The organism is Burkholderia sp. R-40, from assembly GCF_049942845.1.
In the GTDB taxonomy this organism is placed as follows: domain Bacteria; phylum Pseudomonadota; class Gammaproteobacteria; order Burkholderiales; family Burkholderiaceae; genus Burkholderia; species Burkholderia ambifaria.
The window spans coordinates 2,942,027-2,957,762 of sequence record NZ_CP187967.1 but is presented as its reverse complement, the minus strand read 5'-3'; the positions used below and the strand labels follow the sequence as shown (position 1 = coordinate 2,957,762).

The 15,736-nt window shown below is 62.5% G+C and carries 13 protein-coding genes and 1 tRNA gene; 5 read left to right on the top strand and 9 right to left on the bottom strand.

Features of this window, described 5'->3' with window-relative positions; translation table 11 throughout:
• The first annotated feature begins 33 nt into the window (after positions 1-33).
• Positions 34-318 (top strand): PAAR domain-containing protein, encoded by a 285-nt coding sequence (locus tag ACP26O_RS13690; RefSeq protein ID WP_011657840.1) that lies wholly within the window; start codon positions 34-36, stop codon positions 316-318.
• 43 nt (positions 319-361) lie between these two features.
• Here ACP26O_RS13690 and ACP26O_RS13685 read toward each other — a convergent pair whose 3' ends face one another.
• Together ACP26O_RS13685 and ACP26O_RS13680 are read right to left on the bottom strand one after the other, a co-directional pair.
• Positions 362-673: a cupin domain-containing protein gene (locus tag ACP26O_RS13685; RefSeq protein WP_011657839.1), complete on the bottom strand. Its 312-nt coding sequence runs from the start codon at positions 671-673 to the stop codon at positions 362-364.
• A 58-nt stretch (positions 674-731) separates the two neighbouring features.
• A complete protein-coding gene (locus tag ACP26O_RS13680) occupies positions 732-1,415 on the bottom strand; it encodes a DJ-1/PfpI family protein (RefSeq protein ID WP_175665412.1) in 684 nt (227 codons plus the stop codon).
• A gap of 114 nt (positions 1,416-1,529) precedes the next feature.
• Between ACP26O_RS13680 and ACP26O_RS13675 the strand changes: the two genes are divergently transcribed.
• The gene (locus ACP26O_RS13675; RefSeq protein WP_175665413.1) at positions 1,530-2,498 is read left to right on the top strand and encodes a GlxA family transcriptional regulator; all 969 of its coding nucleotides are present in this window, start codon (positions 1,530-1,532) and stop codon (positions 2,496-2,498) included.
• A gap of 187 nt (positions 2,499-2,685) precedes the next feature.
• The gene (locus ACP26O_RS13670; protein ID WP_175656345.1) at positions 2,686-3,657 is read left to right on the top strand and encodes a LysR family transcriptional regulator; all 972 of its coding nucleotides are present in this window, start codon (positions 2,686-2,688) and stop codon (positions 3,655-3,657) included.
• Between the two features lie 467 nt (positions 3,658-4,124).
• Here the strand turns inward: ACP26O_RS13670 and ACP26O_RS13665 are convergent, their stop codons facing one another.
• From ACP26O_RS13665 to ACP26O_RS13635, 7 genes are all read right to left on the bottom strand, one after another.
• Positions 4,125-6,620, bottom strand: coding sequence for a tetratricopeptide repeat protein (locus ACP26O_RS13665; protein ID WP_175665414.1), 2,496 nt, complete (start codon positions 6,618-6,620; stop codon positions 4,125-4,127).
• 530 nt (positions 6,621-7,150) lie between these two features.
• The gene (locus ACP26O_RS13660) at positions 7,151-7,849 is read right to left on the bottom strand and encodes an HAD family hydrolase (RefSeq protein ID WP_175665415.1); all 699 of its coding nucleotides are present in this window, start codon (positions 7,847-7,849) and stop codon (positions 7,151-7,153) included.
• A gap of 113 nt (positions 7,850-7,962) precedes the next feature.
• Positions 7,963-9,012 carry a tyrosine-type recombinase/integrase gene (locus tag ACP26O_RS13655; protein WP_175665416.1) on the bottom strand — a complete coding sequence of 350 codons (1,050 nt, stop codon included), beginning with the start codon at positions 9,010-9,012 and terminating at the stop codon, positions 7,963-7,965.
• Between the two features lie 144 nt (positions 9,013-9,156).
• Positions 9,157-9,233: transfer RNA gene (locus ACP26O_RS13650), tRNA-Met, on the bottom strand.
• 117 nt (positions 9,234-9,350) lie between these two features.
• Positions 9,351-11,009: an MFS transporter gene (locus tag ACP26O_RS13645; RefSeq protein ID WP_175660363.1), complete on the bottom strand. Its 1,659-nt coding sequence runs from the start codon at positions 11,007-11,009 to the stop codon at positions 9,351-9,353.
• 240 nt (positions 11,010-11,249) lie between these two features.
• Positions 11,250-12,809: a sensor histidine kinase gene (locus tag ACP26O_RS13640; protein WP_175665417.1), complete on the bottom strand. Its 1,560-nt coding sequence runs from the start codon at positions 12,807-12,809 to the stop codon at positions 11,250-11,252.
• A gap of 16 nt (positions 12,810-12,825) precedes the next feature.
• Positions 12,826-13,554 (bottom strand): response regulator transcription factor, encoded by a 729-nt coding sequence (locus ACP26O_RS13635; protein WP_175665418.1) that lies wholly within the window; start codon positions 13,552-13,554, stop codon positions 12,826-12,828.
• 186 nt (positions 13,555-13,740) lie between these two features.
• Between ACP26O_RS13635 and recA the strand changes: the two genes are divergently transcribed.
• Together recA and recX are read left to right on the top strand one after the other, a co-directional pair.
• Positions 13,741-14,820, top strand: a complete 1,080-nt coding sequence (gene recA, locus ACP26O_RS13630) for a recombinase RecA (RefSeq protein ID WP_011657832.1) — start codon at positions 13,741-13,743, stop codon at positions 14,818-14,820.
• A complete protein-coding gene (recX, locus tag ACP26O_RS13625) occupies positions 14,820-15,689 on the top strand; it encodes a recombination regulator RecX (RefSeq protein ID WP_175665419.1) in 870 nt (289 codons plus the stop codon). The genes recA and recX overlap by 1 nt, the downstream gene beginning before the upstream one ends.
• Positions 15,690-15,736 lie beyond the last annotated feature (47 nt).

Sequence of the window (15,736 nt, the reverse complement as noted above, 5' to 3'; positions counted from 1 at the left end):
GCCGCGCGGCATTTCCGAGGGAGAGCCGAACCAATGAGCCGCAAATTCATTCTGAAGGGCGACACGACCGACCATGGTGGCGTCGTGCTCGACGGCATCGCCAATTCGTCGTTCGACGGCCGCGAGCTCGCCTATCTCGGCGCGCCCGTGTTCTGCGCCGCGTGCAAGACCCAAGGCGTGATCGTGTCCGACGGCGGCGAGCGGACGATGACCGTGATGGGCAAGGTCGTCGCGCTCGAACACGACCTGTGCCAGTGCCTGTGCACGCCGCAGCCGAAGCTGATCCCGTCGCAGGGCACCGGCACCATCTCGGGCTGACGCCCGTCGAATCGGCGCGACGCGCGCCGCCGGGTTCCCGTCGTCAGACGCTGCCTTCGGTCTCGATCACCAGGATGCGTGCTTCGCCGAGCGGGTGCGCGACGTGTTCGGTGCCGATCGTCGCGTGGAATACGTCTCCCGTTTCGAGCACCGTCGCGTGCTCGATGCCCGCTTCCCGGTAGCGCATCTCGACACGGCCGTCGAGCACCGCGAAAATTTCCTCTCCGTCGTTCACGTGCCACCGGTACGGCTGATCGGTCCAGTGCAGGCGGACCGTGATGCCGTTCAGGTTCGCGATGTCCAGCGCGCCCCAGGGGCGCTCGGCGGTGAACGCGGTGCTGCGGATGATATTCATCGATAGGTCCGTGAGTGGGGAGGTCCGCAGGGCGGGCGGCGTGGTCGAATGCTCGGGATCAGTGCGCCATCGCGCGCAAGGCTGCGTCGATCGTTTGCCTGCGCTTCTTCAGCCCCGCCGCCGAGCGCTCGGTCACGCGCTTCAGCACCGACGCGGGCGCGGTATCCGGCGAGCCCGCGTCGAACGGCGGCGCCGGCGCGTATTCGAGCGCGAGCTGGATCGACTGCGCCTCGTCGTCGCCCGCGAGTTCCGCGGCGATCGTCAATGCGAAGTCGATGCCGGCCGTCACGCCGCCGCCGGTGATCAGGTTGCCGTCGCGCACCACGCGTTCGCGCACCGGCACCGCGCCGAGCGGTTCGAGCAGTTCGTGAAACGCCCAGTGCGTCGTCGCGCGGCGTCCGCGCAGCAGCCCGGCCACGCCGAGCAGCAGTGCGCCCGTGCAGACCGACGTCACGTAGCGCGCGGTGGCCGCGCGCTGCTGCACGAACGCGATCGTTTCCGCATCGAGCAGCAGGTCGTTGATGCCGATGCCGCCGGGCACGCAGATCACGTCGAGCGGCGGGCAGTCGTCGAACGTGCAGGTCGGCGCGAGCGCGAGGCCGCTGCTCGATGCGACGGTGTCGCGCGATTTCCAGACCAGATGGACAGCCGCGTCGGGCAGCGACGCGAGCACGTCGTGCGGGCCGGTGAGATCGAGTTGCTGGACGCCGGGAAACACGAGAAGGCCGATATGCAGGGTCATGCGAACGCTCCGTAGGGAAGGGGGCGCCGCGATCGGCGCACGATGGACAGATCGATTCTAGGCGCGTAGTGTTTGGCGAAATTGCCATATCACCCACGTTTTCAGCCAATCGCCATGTCCACCGCGCCGCGCTCGATCCTGATTCTCGCGTTCCCCCGTGCGCAGCTGCTCGACGTGAGCGGGCCGCTGCAGGTGTTCGCGTCCGTCAACGAGCTCGCCGAGGAACGGGGTCAGCCCGCGCCGTATGCGCCGCGCGTCGTCGCCGCCGAGGCTGGGCCCGTCGAGACGTCGTCCGGCCTCGTCGTGATGGCCGATTCGCTGCGCTCCGCGGGACGGCCGGATACGGTGATCGTGGCCGGCGGCAAGGGCGTGCGCGCCGCGTCGCAGGATGCGCGGATGGTGCGCTGGGTCCGGCAGCAGGCGCAGCGCGCGCGACGTGTCGCGTCGGTGTGCACCGGCGCGTTCCTGCTCGCCGAGGCCGGCCTGCTCGACGGGCGGCGTGCGGTCACGCACTGGGCGCGCTGCGACGAATTCGCGGCGCGCTACCCGAACGTGCGCGTCGAGCCCGATCCGATCTTCATCCGCGAAGGCGCGCTGTGGACGTCGGCCGGCGTGACGGCCGGCATCGATCTCGCGCTTGCGCTCGTCGAGGAGGATCTCGGGCGGGCGGCCGCACTCGACGCCGCGCGCGAACTCGTCGTGTTCCTGAAGCGGCCGGGCGGGCAGGCACAGTTCAGCGCGATGCTGTCGATGCAGCGCACCGACGACCGTTTCGGCGAACTGCATGCATGGATCGCCGAGCACCTGACGGCCGACCTGTCGGTGCCCGCGCTCGCCGAGCGCGTCAGCATGAGCGAGCGCAGCTTCGTGCGCCACTACCGCGCGGGCACCGGCCGCACGCCCGCGCGCGCGGTCGAGCAGATTCGCGTCGAGGCCGCGCAGCGTTTGCTCGGCGAAACCGCGTGGCCCGTCAAGCGGATCGCCACGCGGTGCGGCTTCGGTTCGGAAGAGACGCTGCGGCGCAGTTTCGTGCGCGTGCTCGGCGTGTCGCCGCAGGGCTATCGCGAGCGGTTCGTGCGGTAACGGGCGGGCATGCCGCGGGCGGCGGGCGGGGACGGAACGAATCGTCGTGCCGAACTGAGCGAAAGCCGGTTACTTTCCAGTCCGAAGCGCGTCGACTATTCAGAAGTCGAGAACAATGGACGGGGGCTTGTGCCGCGCCCGTTGCGCGCTCTATTCTGTCCTGTTGGCGATTCGAAGGGGGCGCAGCATGGACCGCATCCAGGCAATGGAAGTTTTCACCCGCGTGGTCGACGCGAACAGCTTTACGCGCGCGGCCGACACGCTCGCGATGCCGCGCGCGTCGGTCACGACCATCATCCAGAATCTCGAGGCGCTGCTCGGCGTGCGGCTGATGCACCGGACGACGCGCCGGCTGTCGCTGACGCCGGAGGGTGCCGCGTACTACGAGCATTGCATGAAGATCATCTCGGAGATCGCGGAGGCCGACGCGAGTTTCCAGTCCGGCAACCGCAAGCCGAGCGGCGTGCTGCGCGTGCACATGCCGAGCTCGCTCGGGCGGCGCGTGGTGTTGCCGGCGCTGTCGATCTTCCGGCAGCGCTATCCGGACATCACGCTCGATCTTGGCTTGTCGGACCGCTACGTCGATCCGGTCGAGGAGGGCATCGACTGCATGATCCGGGTTGGGCCGCTCGAGGATTCGTCGATGGTCGCGCGGCGGATCGGGATGCTCAAGCGCGTGACCTGCGCGTCGCCCGACTATCTGGCGCGTCACGGCGAGCCGCAGGAGATCGCCGACCTGGCCGACCACCATGCGGTCAATTTCCGCGCGAGCCACGGCGCGCGGGCGATTCCGTGGGTGTTCATGATCGACGGCAAGCCGCTCGAGGTGCGGATGAACGGCAGTGTCACCGTGAACGATTCGGATGCGTACGTGACGTGCGGGCTCGAAGGGTTCGGGATGATCCAGCCGACGCTGTTCATGGTGCTGCCGAACCTGCGCGACGGCTCGCTGGTCGAGGTGCTGCCCGATTGCAATCCGAAGCCCAAGCCGATCTCGATCGTGTATCCGCACAACCGGCATCTGTCGCAGAAGGTGCGGGTGTTCGCGGACTGGCTCGCGGAGCTGTTCGAGTCGACGCCGGCGCTGGAGGGCGGGGAGAACTGGCGCGGGAAGGTGCGTGTGGATTCTGTCGAGGAGCGCGGGTCGGTGGTGGCGTAGCGCAGAGCGCGCGTGGCCTGAAGGACGGGCGACGCGCGATATTGCGTGTGCCGGATGAAGCAATGAAAAAAGCCGCTGTTCCTTGCGGAACAGCGGCTTTTCGCATTTGGTGGCGAATCAGGGATTCGAACCCCGGACCTGCGGATTACGCGCCTGAATCTTCGCCGACCGACCGCAAGCAATGGGTCAAATGTCCAATTGGGAAGACAGAAGGCGTTCACTGCCCTCACCGTAAGCCGATGTCGCAACCATTCGTTCGCTCTGCACCGACGACTGGCTTACAGCGGCGTCGCCCAGCGGGCAACCGGCTAGAAGCAGTCACTTGCGACGGTATCTCGATCGGCCGTTGCTGAATGGCTACCACGGTTCTGTCTCTAAATACGCCTTATAGTGGTCGCAGTGCTGCACCTTCAGTTCGTGCAACACTGCGGGAAAACATCACACAATTCTTCCTTCGGAGTCCACCATCATTTTGTCGTCATTTTTAAGTACAACTTCAGCTGCCGCGCAAAATATTCATCTTCTTTAAAGTGCTTAATTCCGAAATTTATGCATTCTCTGAGCTTCTCCGCTGTTTCGGTATCTTTCGGCTGCGCCTGGCAAATTCTAATGAGATATCCGCAGATAGTTGCAGTCGGATAGGGATCGGAGATTCCTCTTCTAAGTCGCTCATATTCCAGGTATTCTAAACCCTCCACGAGCAGTTCACGATCGTTGAACTTTTCGTGGATATATTTTGCGACCAAGGCAACCCCAAGTGAATGCCTCGTCTGGAAGGAATCGTAGAAATCCAAGCCGGTTCTGAAGCAATCAATTGCATCGTCGAAACGACCAATTTTTCGATAGAAACGTCCGAATTGCAGCCAGAACACTCCATCCTGACCATACAATTTCTGTGCATGGTGGTATACCCGTTCGGCATCATTCTTTCTCGTTTGGTATGGAAAATATTGTTCGTAGAGGAAATCGAAAGAAATTATGCTTTTGTAAAATTGATAAGGAAGCGGGTGATATTTGATGTCCTCGACAGTGAATTTGTTGGATAAATATTCAAGAATGTCGAGAATCTGCTCTTGCGTGCCATTTTGTGCGATACAGTTTTCAAAATAGCAATCCGCGATCACGCGATGCCGGCAGGTAAGTACGCCGCGCGACGCAAAGTCGACAACTATTCCGGAAAGATTTGTGGCAATTTGGTGCTCGATATCCGGGACAGTGATGTTCGTTATTCCCGCCACATAGTTGACGGGGACGGAGAATCCGAGGTGATTAAGGATTGCGACGACGCTGAGTATGGATTTCGCATTTTTGTCTTTAACGGCATGATACTCGTTGAAGATCTTTGTCTCGAAATTCTCGTGAGTTGTAAGGGAGTATAGGGCGGAAAGCAGATCTCCATTGAATCCGCGCTCCCGGTCCATCAAGGTGCCGGCCTGCTTTTCAAGTGATAATTCTGAAAAGTCTCCCAATTTGATGGCGTGGTTGCTAATTCTGGTGCAAATTGACTTTGCATCTTCGTATGTCAATGACCCGAATTCAAAAATTGCTGGATCAGCTTGAACGTCGGGTAAGTGGCGAGAATTAACTTTGAAGTCGTAAATTCTATCCTCAAGGATAAATAGACAGTACGACCTGATTTTCTCCTGGAGATCGCGCGCGATGGAGTTGATTGCGTAATAGAACTCGGCGGCGCTATAAAATACAAAAACGGCCTTTGATTTTTCTGAAAATCCGGAAATTATTGATATGAACTTGTTGATATCGATACCATTCGACGAGCCGTACTCGTAAATGTATGGGTATTTATCTGCGATGCTAAGAAGGGCGGACCGAATGCCGGTGGTTTTCCCTGATCCGCTGGGGCCAATTATATGCATTAGGCCGATCCCTTCGCTCGCATTTGAAAGTGCGGTCGAAATAAATTGCGTAAGCTTTTCGATGCGAGGGGTTTTTGCGTGTGCGTCGTTGGTGATGTAAAACCACTCTGGATGGGCGCCAGTTACGAAGTGCCGCAAAATTCCGGATTCGTTGTGCGATTTTTCTATCGATTGTAGGATCGGACTGAAGGCCTCCTTGAACCAAGTCATTGCCCCGACCGATGCGAATTTGGCTTTCACGGCAGGAATGGATTCAAGAACCAGGTCAGCAATCTTTTTCGGGCGTAGGTGCCTGTATATGACACTGAAAAATTCTTCGGCCGTCGCGTCGATTACGCAATATCCCGCCTCGACATAATTTTCTTTTTTTATGGCATCGGGAGCTGGCATAACAATCCAGTTGCTGGCGGACTTATCTGAGGTGCCGTAAGTTTCGCTGCGTCGCGAAAGGTATGTGTCAATGTCTGACTCGTCCAGCTGATTTCCAATAACTACCAAGCCGCCAAGCAGCATTCGCGCCGCAAGTTCGTTGTGCCAGTCAAAGAGTTTGTTTGCGGCGATCGCATATTCAAGATTGGAGAAAATAAATCCTCTTTCTAGCTGCTCAATCGTTCCGTGAATCGCTACAACTGGGGTGCTGCCTATGACATTTGAGGCCGAAGCTTGATCGCAATAATTGAAAAATTCAAATTCGGCAGACGTCAGCCCGCGCGCTTTGCACGTTTGATGGGCAACATTTAACACGTTATCGATGTTGGTTGTATATATGCGATTCCAAACGTACTGGAAAATTTTCTCTTGCCATGGTTCGGCTTTGTCAACAATAAAAAAATCGCGCAGGTAATTGCTGAAGTCTTGAATCCTTCTCGATGCGTATGTGTATGCATCCTTTAGTGTCGTTTTAGGACCCGGTTCGACACCGCATTTGGCAAGCAATGCCTCCTTCAGACCGTCCCCGGTCGGTATCTCACCGTTGATCGACTCGTTGCGATAGCTAAATCCGGCGCCAAGCAGAAGAGCTATTTCTCCCTTCTCTATAAGCGGACAGATTTGGTCTCTAATCACCTGCGCATCTTCTTCTTTCATAGTCGTTCGGCAAAAAAATGACAGTCGGGTTCTTCCTGCCAAGGATATCACTCGGGGCACGCGGGCCGGCAGCTTGCCAAGCGAGCGGACCAGGCACGCTTGTCTAGAGCAATTTGTCGGGCGCGCTCAGATGGTGAGTGACTTGCCGCTTTGGGTGCAGGGCTGGCGGCTAGTCGGGCGCGGTAGATGACCGAAACGGGGCGGAGAACGAAGCCGATCGCGCAGTAGGGCTACCGCTGCGAATAATTGGTTCCTGCGAGTTCAGCCATGCGGTTCTGTATGTTGACGAATGAGGCAATCCGCCGTAAACGGAGCCACATCATGACGTCCTTCCAACTGGCCATCAGCCCGCGACACTGGCTTCATTTCGGCGATTCAGGGGCTGGTCATGATCAATGCGGTTGGTCCGTCTGACAACCATTGTCGGAGCGACATGGTGGCCCGTACGCGTCAAGGTGTCGTGTACGGAGTGTCGCAAGCTCAATGAGACCATGCGGGCGCACGACGAAGCGACGGCCTTAGCTGGCGCGTCAACGCGATCTAGACAGCGGCATGGGGCTTGGTTGTGCGTTACGACGGCTTGATCGATCCCGTCTGGCTCGTTGACCAGGAATTCGACTGAACGCGGAGCGTTGGAAGAATCGCTCCAGCGTCTGGATGGTTGCAACGGCCTTCGACTGACCAATACTTCCGCGTCGATCTAGTTGCAGGGCGTTCAGACCGCTGGCCAATGCGCCTTCATAATCGTCAGCGAAGGTGTCTCCGACCATCAGCAGCGCTTCGATCGCCGCAACGTCGAGCCGGTCACATATCCATGAAAAGATGCACGGATCCGGCTTCAGATGGCCGACCTCAAACGACCATGCGTGGGCATCCGGAGCGAACGGCAACAACTGTAGCAACGGTTCCGCGTATGGCGCGGCCAGATTTGACACGATTCCGATCCGGAGGCCGTCCGCACGCAACGCTTCCAGCACCTTGATGGCCTGGGGATACAGTTCAATACTAGCCAGCTCAGTCTCAAGGTCTTCTTCCAGCTTGGCCAGATCGGCGCCCTGCACATTCAATTCGCGCGCGGCATCCCGCAGCGAGAGCGCCCGGGTCAAGATCAATTCGCGCGCGCGCCGACGATCCGGATAAAACTGGGCAAGCCGTGCAAATGGCCGACGTTTGATGCGAATGTCGCAAAGGGTACCGAAGGCGTCGAAGAACACGGCGTTGACTGACATGGCATGCAAATTCCATCAATGGCCCTGCTGACTGATTCGATCTCGCCGGTCATCGTGGCCGCCAAGTTGTCCATTATGCGTCGTTTCCGTCCTCGTCAGCGAGGGTATTGGATTTACCGTCCGGGAGACGCAAGGGCATCTAGTTTACTGACGAGGTCTTCCGCACGGAGGTGGGTGTACCGTCGCAGCATCTGCATCGATTTGTGCCCGCTGATCGAAGCCACTTCCTGATCAGTTAGCCCAGCCTCGACTAGGCGGCTGACGGCCTCGTGTCGTAGATCATGGAAGCGGAAATCGACCAGTCCGCTGCGTTTTTTAAGTCCGTTCCAGATCTTGGTGAACTGATATGCGCGCCGCTTTCCGTCGCGGCCCGGCTCGCCAAAAAAGACGAGATCAGCGTCGATCGGTCTGACGGGATTGGTGAGGGCGTTTTGCAGGACCGCCGCGGCGAGTCTGGTCAATGGCACCGTGCGGGCTGCGTTGTTCTTGGGTTCCGTTAGGCGTACGACGCGCCGTTCCAGATCGACTTGGCCGCGGCGCAGTCCGAGTATCTCGGACTGACGCATGCCGGTTTCTATCGCGAGGCGCACGATCCAGCCCAGCATTGGATTTGAGTGCCCGTCGACGACTGTGAGTAGCGTCGCTTGCTCGCGTCCGGACAGGCGCCGATTTCGGCCCTCGCCGGGGCTGGGCTTACGGATGTTGGCAACAGGTTTAAAGATTAGCCCGATATGCCATTCCTTGATCGCCACGTTGAACAGGTGGCCGAGCAGGGCGAGCTCAAGGCGGACCGTGTTGTTTGCCTTGCCTTGGGCCAGTCGATCGTCACGATAGCGGCCCACGAGGTCGGGGGTGACAGCGGCAAGCGAATACTTCCCGAAGTGGGCCTTCAGCTCACGGATGCGCGCACCTTCCCTGCGCTGCGTGCTGGCTTTCTTGGTAGGGACGATTTCGCGCTCGTATCGGTCGAGCGCGTCGGCAACCGTGGTCTTCCCGGACGGTGCGCGCTGGATGAACACGCCTCGTACCATCTCGTCCTCGGTGCGTCGAGCCCAATCCTCGGCATCGCGCTTCGTGCGAAACGTCTTGGCTGACGTCGGCCAGCCAACACGCCGGATGGTCGCTTTCCAGGTACCAGAGGGGGTTTTTGTCAGTGCTGCCATGGTGCTCCTTCCTTGAGGTCTGCACCGCGTATTGCACCGAAATTGCACTGCGAGAGGATCGTAAAAGAAATCGACTCGCAGCGAACCAGCAGGGCCGAAATTTAAAAAGCCCGGTAGATCAAAGATCTACCGGGCTTTCGCATTTGGTGGCGAATCAGGGATTCGAACCCCGGACCTGCGGATTATGATTCCGTCGCTCTAACCGACTGAGCTAATTCGCCGAAGAATTGAATTATGCAGATGTGCCGCCGGGCTGTCAACACCTTTTTCATCTTCCCCGAAAAAAGTTGCTGGCGGCCCGGCTTGCAGGCGGGTTGCCCCCCGCCTGCCCGACCTCATCAATCCTGCGCGTAGATGTTCGAGTCCTTCGTCTCCTTGACGAACAGCAGACCGATCACGAACGTGCCCAGTGCGATCACGATCGGATACCAGAGGCCCGAATAGATGTTGCCCTTCGCCGCGACGATCGCGAACGCGGTCGCCGGCAGGAAGCCGCCGAACCAGCCGTTGCCGATGTGATAGGGCAGCGACATCGACGTGTAGCGGATCCGCGTCGGGAACATCTCGACCAGCATCGCGGCGATCGGGCCGTAGACCATCGTCACATAGATCACGAGGATCGTCAGTATCACGATCGTCATCGGCCAGTTGAGCTGCGCCGGGTCGGCCTTGGCCGGATAGCCGGCGCCCTTCAGCGTCGACGCGAGCGTCTTGTCGAACGCCGCGCCCTGCGCCTTCGCATCGGGCGCCTTGCCGTCATAGGCCGGGATCACGGTGTCGCCCACCTTGATCTGCGCGGTCGAGCCTGCCGGCGCGGCGACGTTCTCGTAGTTCAGGCCGGCCTTCGCGAGCGCGCTCTTCACGATGTCGCACGAGCTCGTGAACTTCGACGTGCCGACCGGGTTGAACTGGAACGAGCAGGTGGCCGGATCTGCGATGACCGAGATCGGTGCCTTCTGCGTCGCGAGTTCGAGCTGCGGGTTCGCGTAGTGCGTGAGCGCCTTGAACAGCGGGAAGTAGGTGAGCGCCGCGATCAGGCAGCCGGCGAGAATGATCGGCTTGCGGCCGATCCGGTCCGACAGCGAGCCGAAGAACAGGAAGAACGGCGTGCCGATCAGGAGGGCGATCGCGATCAGGATGTTCGCGCTGGCACCGTCGACCTTCAGCGTCTGCGTGAGGAAGAACAGCGCGTAGAACTGGCCCGTGTACCAGACGACGGCCTGGCCGGCGGTCAGGCCGACGAGCGCGAGGATCACGATCTTCAGGTTCTTCCACTGGCCGAACGCTTCGGTCAGCGGCGCCTTCGACGTCTTGCCCTCGGCCTTGATGCGCAGGAACACCGGCGATTCGTTCAGCTGCAACCGGATCCACACCGACACCGCGAGCAGCAGGATCGACGCGACGAACGGCACGCGCCAGCCCCAGTTGCCGAACGATTCCTCGCCGATGAGCGTGCGCACGCCGAGGATCACGAGCAGCGACAGGAACAGGCCGAGCGTCGCGGTCGTCTGGATCCACGCGGTGTAGAAGCCGCGCCGGTTCGCCGGCGCATGCTCGGCGACGTAGGTCGCCGCGCCGCCGTACTCACCGCCGAGCGCGAGGCCCTGCAGCAGCCGCATCGCGATGAAGATCACGGGCGCCGCGATGCCGATCGTCGTGTAGCCGGGCAGGAAGCCGACCACGAAGGTCGAGATGCCCATGATCACGATCGTCACGAGGAACGTGTGCTTGCGGCCGACGAGGTCGCCGAGCCGGCCGAACACGATCGCACCGAACGGCCGCACGGCGAAGCCGGCCGCGAAGCCGAGCAGCGTGAAGATGAAGGCGGCGGTCGGATTGACCCCGGAGAAGAAGCTCTTGCTGATGTAGGCCGCGAGTGACCCGGCCAGGTAAAAGTCGTACCACTCGAACACGGTGCCGAGCGACGACGCGAAGATCACCTTCTTTTCTTCGGCCGTCATCGGCGAGTGCGAAATTTGCCCGCCTAAGGTTGCCATGAATCGTCTCCAAGTCCCTTGATATAGATATGCGGCCGCCTTGGGTGGGCGGGCCTGTCGACGATTATTGGCACGGAAACTTACGGCGCACTGACTTGCGGGCACAAAACGACTGCGCGTTAACCCGCGCCGAATCGGCCGCTTCGCCCCGCGATCGGGTCGCAAACGGGCGGTAAAGCACTGGTTTCGATGCGATCGCGGCGGGGTGCGCGGTGCGGGTGAGGTGAGGGCCCGCGCGTGTCAGGCTGGATCCGCGGCGGGCTCCGACAGCGGCAGGCTGATGCGCACGAGCGTGCCGGCAAGGCGCGGCGCCTGTTGATAGACATGATCGTCGAGCGTCAGCGTGCCGCCGTGCTGCGCAGCGATCTCGCGCACGATCGCGAGCCCGAGGCCGCTGCCGTCGCCTTCGCGGCCGAGGATCCGGTAGAAGCGCTCGACCACGCGCTCGCGTTCGGCGGCCGGGATGCCGGGCCCGGTGTCCTCGACTTCGAGATGCACGCGCCGCGCCGCCTGCTCGGCTCGCACGCGCACGGTGATGCGGCCGCCTTCGGGCGTGTAGCGGATCGCGTTGTCGACCAGGTTGCCGAGCATCTCGCGCAGCATCACGGGATTGCCGTCGACGTCGAGCGGCGCGTCGTCCTCCGGGCCTTCGTAACCGAGGTCCATGCGCTTCGCGAGCGCGGCCTGCACCCAGTCGCGCACCGTGCGGCGCGCCAGCGCGCCGATTTCGACCGGCTCGAAGGTCAGCCCGCTCGCGCGGTTCTCGGCGCGCGCGAGCGCGAGCAGTTGCGTGACGAGCCGCGCGGCCTGCTCGGAACTCGTCGCGATCTGTTCGAGCGAGCGCTGCACGTCGGGCGGCACGGGGTGGCGTAACGCGAATTCGGCCTGCGTGCGCAGCCCCGCGAGCGGCGTCTTCATCTGATGCGCGGCGTCGGCGATGAAGCGCTTCTGCAACGCCATGTTCTGCTCGAGCCGCGCGAGCAGGTCGTTGAACGACGTGACGAGCGGCTCGATCTCGGGCGGCGCGCGTTGCGCCTCGACGGGCGACAGGTCGTCGGGCCGCCGCCCGCGGATGTGCGCCTGCAGCGCATTGAGCGGCGCGAGCCCGCGCGACAGCCCGAACCAGACGAGCAGGATCGCGAGCGGCAGGATCACGAACTGCGGCAGGATCACGCCCTTGATGATGTCGTTCGCGAGCGCGTTGCGCTTGTCGAGCGTCTCGCCGACCTGCACGAGCACGGGCACGGGCTGTGCGCCGCCCGGCTCCGGCAGTGCGACGGTCGTATACGCGACGCGCACGTCGTTGCCGCGCAAAAGGTCGTCGCGGAACACGACGACGCCCGGCGGCGGGCGGTCCTCGTCGCGCGGCAGCGGCATGTCGGCCTCGCCCGCGACCAATTCGCCGCGGGTGCCGAGCACCTGGAAGTACACGCTGTCGACGTTGTCCGCGCGCAGGAAGTCGCGCGTCTGCTGCGGCAGCGTCAGCTCGGCGACGCCGTTGACCGGATGGATCTGCCGCGCGAGCACGTACGCGTTGGTCTCGAGCGCGCGGTCGAACGGGCCGTTCGCGATCGTCTTCGCGACGAGATAGGTGACGGCGATGCTCATCGGCCACAGCAGCAGCAGCGGCGCGAGCATCCAGTCGAGGATTTCGCCGAACAGCGAGCGCGGGCGCGGCGCCTCGGGCGCATCGGTTTCGTCGGGCGGCGCGAACGGGTTTTCGTAGCGCGCGTCGCGTGCATCGTCGGCGGCCGACGCCGGCGCGCCGCTCGGGCGGCGGGAATGGGCCGGGGTGGCCATCGCGGCGCGCCCGGCTTCAGCGCAGCGGCGTGCCGGCCACCACGGGCTGGGGCGCTGCCGTATCGGTCGGCGCGACGGGCGCGACCTTCTCGAGGCAATAGCCGAGGCCGCGCACGGTCGAGATCCGCACGCCGCTCGGTTCGATCTTCTTGCGCAACCGGTGCACGTAGACTTCGATCGCGTTGTTGCTGACTTCCTCGCCCCATTCGCACAGGTGGTCGACGAGCTGCTCCTTCGACACGAGCCGGCCGATCCGCTGCAGCAGCACCTCGAGCAGGCCGAGCTCGCGCGCGGAAAGATCGAGCACGTGATCGTTCGCATACGCGATGCGGCCGACCTGGTCGAACGCGAGCGAGCCGTGGCGCACGACGGTCGGGCCGCCGCCCGCGCCGCGCCGGGTCAGCGCGCGCACGCGCGCTTCCAGCTCGTTGAGCGCGAACGGCTTGGCCATGTAGTCGTCGGCGCCGAGGTCGAGCCCCTTCACGCGTTCGTCGACGCTGTCGGCGGCGGTCAGGATCAGCACGGGGAGGTTGGAATTGCGGGCGCGCAGGCGCTTGAGCACGTCGAGCCCGGACATTTTCGGCAGCCCGAGATCGAGGATCAGCAGGTCGAATGTCTGCATCGACAGCGCCGTATCGGCGTCGACGCCGCTCTTCACGTGGTCGACCGCATAGCCCGATTGGCGGAGTGACCGGGTGAGGCCGTCCGCGAGTATGCTGTCATCTTCGGCGATGAGAATTCGCATGGTGCTGACCGATGGCCGGCGGGCATTCGCGCCGGCGCGGCTGTCTCCGAAGTTATTCGTGTACAACGCTCTGCATTGCGGGCTTGCACAAAACACTGTTTTTTTATACAGTGTCTGCATTCATGGGCAGCGCTTGAAGTGGGCGCGCCTCTAACAGACGCTGCTCATCATAGCAAAGGACGATTCATGGAAGATAGCAAGAAGGGCTCCGGGATGACCGCCGAGAAGAGCAAGGCGCTGGCGGCCGCACTCGCACAGATCGAGAAGCAGTTCGGCAAGGGCTCGATCATGCGCATGGGCGACGGCGAAGTGGCCGAGAACATCCAGGTCGTGTCCACGGGCTCGCTCGGTCTCGATATCGCGCTCGGCGTCGGCGGCCTGCCGCGCGGCCGGGTCGTCGAGATCTACGGTCCGGAATCGTCGGGTAAAACCACACTGACGCTCCAGGTCGTCGCCGAGCTGCAGAAGCTGGGCGGCACGGCGGCGTTCATCGACGCGGAGCACGCGCTCGACGTTCAATATGCGGCGAAGCTCGGCGTGAACGTGCCGGAACTGCTGATCTCGCAGCCGGACACCGGCGAGCAGGCGCTCGAAATCACCGACGCGCTGGTGCGCTCGGGCTCGATCGACATGATCGTCATCGACTCGGTCGCGGCGCTGGTGCCGAAGGCCGAAATCGAAGGCGAGATGGGCGATTCGCTGCCGGGCCTGCAGGCCCGCCTGATGTCGCAGGCGCTGCGCAAGCTGACGGGCACGATCAAGCGCACGAACTGCCTCGTGATCTTCATCAACCAGATCCGGATGAAGATCGGCGTGATGTTCGGCAACCCGGAAACCACGACGGGCGGCAACGCGCTGAAGTTCTATTCGTCGGTGCGTCTCGATATCCGCCGGATCGGCTCGATCAAGAAGAACGACGAGGTGATCGGTAACGAAACCCGCGTGAAGGTCGTCAAGAACAAGGTGTCGCCGCCGTTCCGCGAAGCGATCTTCGACATCCTGTATGGCGAAGGCATTTCGCGTCAGGGCGAGATCATCGATCTCGGCGTGCAGGCGAAGATCGTCGACAAGGCGGGCGCCTGGTACAGCTACAACGGCGAGAAGATCGGTCAGGGCAAGGACAACGCGCGTGAATTCCTGCGCGAGAATCCGGAAATCGCGCGCGAGATCGAGAACCGTATCCGCGAATCGCTCGGCGTGGTCACCATGCCTGAAGGTGCGGCTGCGGTCCACGACGAAGCCGAGGCGATGGACGAAGAAGAGTGATGGTCGGGCGCCGAGGTCAGGCAGGCAAGCCGGAGGAGAGCGACGCGCCCGCAACGGCGGGTCGCTCCGGCCGGCGAGCCGGATCCTCGGGTGCCGACCGGCAGGTCGCAGGCAGCAATGCCGCGAACCGCACCGCGACGAGGGCATCCGATGATGCCCTCGTTTCGTTTGAGATTGCCGCGCCGGACGATCCGTTCGACGACGACGAATCGTTCGACGCGCACGACCGCTCCCGCCGTCGTGTTTCCGGCGTCAGCTTCCCCGGCGAGCGCGCAGCCGCTGCGTCGGCGCCGGCCAGGGAAGACGTCTATACCCGCAGCAGCCAGCATCCGCGCCGCACGCGCCGGGCGTCCGGCGCGTCATCAAGCACATCTGCCGGCGACGATCCGGGCGCCGGCAAGCGCCAGGCGTCGAAGCCGCCGCGTTCGTTGAAGGGCCGCGCGCTCGGCTATCTGTCCAGGCGCGAATACAGCCGTGCGGAACTCGCGCGCAAGCTTGCGCCGTACGTCGGCGAAGACGAATCCGTCGAGCCGGTGCTCGATGCGCTGGAAAAGGAAGGCTGGCTGTCCGACGCGCGCTTTGCCGAGAGCCTCGTGCATCGCCGTGCGTCGCGCGTCGGCGCCGCGCGCATCGTCAGCGAACTGAAGCGTCACGCGGTCGGCGATACGCTCGTCGAGGAAGTCAACGCGCAGTTGCGCGAGACCGAATGGACACGTGCGCAGGCCGTCTGGCGCAAGAAATTCGGTGCACTGCCGCAAACGCCGGCCGAGCGCGCGAAGCAGGCGCGCTTCCTTGCCGCACGCGGCTTCTCGAGCGGGATCATCGTGAAGTTGCTGAAGGTCGGCGACGATTTCCTGGTCGACGACTGACCGGCGCGTCACGCGCGCTGCGCGCGATTTTGCTGCAATGCAACCGT